The organism is Streptomyces oryzae, assembly GCF_017676365.1.
GTDB classification, from domain to species: Bacteria; Actinomycetota; Actinomycetes; order Streptomycetales; family Streptomycetaceae; genus Streptomyces; species Streptomyces oryzae.
This window is the reverse complement of sequence record NZ_JADKMA010000367.1, coordinates 1-2,598: the sequence shown is the minus strand read 5'-3', so window position 1 is coordinate 2,598 and position 2,598 is coordinate 1. Positions and strand designations below refer to the sequence as shown.

Annotated in this window: 3 protein-coding genes; all 3 read left to right on the top strand. The window is 71.6% G+C overall.

The genetic code is table 11. From position 1 onward, the window contains the following. Positions 1-135 precede the first annotated feature (135 nt). Entirely contained in the window at positions 136-528 is a 393-nt protein-coding gene (locus ITI46_RS34100) for a hypothetical protein (RefSeq protein WP_209243874.1), read from the top strand. 167 nt (positions 529-695) lie between these two features. Continuing rightward, positions 696-1,964 carry a glycosyltransferase family 2 protein gene (locus tag ITI46_RS34095; protein ID WP_209243872.1) on the top strand — a complete coding sequence of 423 codons (1,269 nt, stop codon included), beginning with the start codon at positions 696-698 and terminating at the stop codon, positions 1,962-1,964. 270 nt (positions 1,965-2,234) lie between these two features. Then, positions 2,235-2,372, top strand: coding sequence for a hypothetical protein (locus ITI46_RS34090; protein WP_209243870.1), 138 nt, complete (start codon positions 2,235-2,237; stop codon positions 2,370-2,372). Positions 2,373-2,598 lie beyond the last annotated feature (226 nt).

The following is a 2,598-nucleotide window of genomic DNA, read 5'->3' as shown; positions in this document are numbered from 1 at the left end:
GGGTCAACCGAGCAAAAAGCGCTCGGTTGACCCCCCGCCCCGACGCGGCGCTGTCGGCCGATCACCGGGAAGGGGACCACAGAGCCCCGGGCCGCAGCAGCGGCCATCCCTCCCGGCCACCGCACAGGAGGAATCGTGGCAGAGATCACCGTCCAGCAGGCGCTGCAGGTCCTGGCCCAGAAGCTCCCCTACTTCGCCACTGCGACCGGGCACGTGGAGAGGACCTTCGTGAACAAGGAGGGTGACTGGGCACGGCTCACCGTCCGCGTGACGAACCGTAACGAGGACACCCGGCGGGAGGACGACTTCGTCTCCTTCGTCACCTCGGATCGCGGGTGGATCGACGTCATCACGTCGCTGGGGAAGGGCGACTTCGTGAGCGCCCTCAGCCTCGAGTACAAGCACGCGTCCAAGAAGTCCGACGGGACCTGGGGCAGCGACCAGCTGGTGCTCAGCGAGGTCGTCGTCCGCCGGAAGGCGGAGAAGCCGGTGGCCACGCCGCGGTTCCTGGACGGCCTGGTGAAGTAGCCGTCACCCGGGAGGGGGCGGCAGCCCGCCGCTCCCTCCCGCTCCGCAAGGGCGGTCCCTCAGCCGAGGGGCCGCCCTCTTCGTTGTGCGCGGCCCGCCGCAGTGCGGGCTGCTTCAGGTTTCCGGGCGGACCACTTCGGGTCCGTCCCTGACAGTCAGGAGTTCAGATGAGTACGAACGTGGTGTTCCCGAGCGGGGTGCGCTCTTCCGGGGCGCAGCCGTCGGTCGCGTGGGACGAGTGGGCGCGGCATGGGTTCGGCCCGCTGGAGGTGGTGGTGGAGACCGTCGACAGGGGTGGCCGGCTGATCCGGCTGGCGGGTCCCGCGCGGTGCAGCTGGATTGACCGTTGCGGCCGTTTTGTGCCGGTCAGTTCCGAGTGGGTGGCGAACCTGACTGCCCAGATGATGCGTTCCGGGCAGACCGTCAGTTCCCGGGTGCTTCTGGTGGTGCGGGACCGTCCGTGGTGTGTCGTCGCGGTGCTGGCGTGGGGGTCGGCCAGGCCGCTGGGCGAGGTGCTGGCGTGGCTGGGCTGGCCCACGGCGCGGGAGGCCGGGGAGGAGCCGGTGAGTGTCCGGGAGCGGCTCCGGGCGCGCAGCAACGACTACTGGCTGCTGGAGGCGGCCATGGCGGCCCTGGGGCTGCCGGAGACCGGCCGGGACCTCCCGGTGCTTCCGGGTATCAGCGTCGTCGTCTCGGCGCGTGGCGCGCACAGCGTGCTGGCCGGAACGGTCGGCAGCATCGTGAAGGCCGCTGAACGGCTTCCGGGGCGTACGCCGTGGGAGTGCGTCGTCGTGGACGACCTGAGCGAGACCCCGCTGCGGCTGCCCGCCGGGCTGCCGCCGCAGGTGCGGCTCGTACGGGCGCCGGAGCGGGTGTACCGCGGCGGCGCCAGGAACCTGGGCCAGGAGCTGTCGAGTCACCCGGTGACGGTCTTCATCGACGACGACCTCCAGATGGCGCCCAACTACCTGCTGGAGCATGCGCTACGGCATCTGCTGTGGCCGGACCTGATCACGGTCTCGGCCCGGCTGGAGTACCTGGAGCCCACCGCTCCGGCGCCGGAGCGGCTGCCGCACGGCAAGCGGGACGCGGATGCCGACGCGTTCCGGCAGCTGGGCGAGGCGAGCGTGGACGCGATGTACCGGCTGGTGCGGCGCGGCGACATCGTGGCGTCGCGGCCGGTGGCCGACATCGGTTTTCCGCCCGACTACGTGGCCTACGGCCCGGAGGACGGGACGTTCGTGGCGAAGGCGCTGTCCCAGGGCGCGTTCGTCGTTCCGGTTGCGGAGACCGGGCTGTTCCGCCGCGGCTACCGGCGCACCGGGGACCTGGTGGCCCAGGATGCGGCGCGGACGGACGTGTTCGTGGCGAACCTGGCCCGTCAGAAGCGTCACCTGGAGGCTCCGGCCGACGGCGGGTGGGCCGCTGCGCGGTGACGGGTGAGTGACCCGGTTGCTTCCGGCTCCCTCCGGGGGGCCGGGAGCAACGGCGGGCCATCACCTTCCGCGCCGTGCGCTTGTCGTGAGCAGATCCGTGGAGGTCCCTGTCCGCCGCTTGCAGCCTGCCCTGGGGGTGGGGTGGCCGCAAACGAAAAGCGCGTTTGCCCCCACCCCACCCCCGGGGCTGATCGGCTACGCCGGACAGGGCCCACCACGGACCCCCTCCCTCGGGAGGCACCGTCCGGCACAGCCGAGAAGGAGAGCGCCATGTCGGACGACAACCAGGCCCCGCGGATCTGCAGCAACTGCATGGGCCAGAACGGTCAGCACAAGATGATCCAGAAGATCACCACCGACGAGAACGGCAACGCCAAGACCGTTGAGGTGCCTTGCAGCGGCGGCTGAGGTGAGGCGGGACAGGCTCTGGCGCCGTCGCGATGCGACGGCGCCAGAGCCTTGTCGCGTGTGGAGTGCGCCGCACGCCGCGGGCGTAGAGGCGAGCTTGGTGGTGCGCATGTGCCGTGCTGGCGCCGTCTCCTGCTGTGTCCGCGCGGTACCCGGGCGGTGGCCGTCTGCGGTGGGTGGTGTCCGGCCCTGCCCGCCGCTTGCAGCCTGCGGCAGGGGTGGGGTG

Excerpts from the sequence above, each read along its gene's own strand:
- ITI46_RS34095 (WP_209243872.1), top strand. The coding sequence starts at position 696 with ATGAGTACGAACGTGGTGTTCCCGAGCGGGGTGCGCTCTTCCGGGGCG.
- ITI46_RS34090 (WP_209243870.1), top strand. The coding sequence starts at position 2,235 with ATGTCGGACGACAACCAGGCCCCGCGGATCTGCAGCAACTGCATGGGC.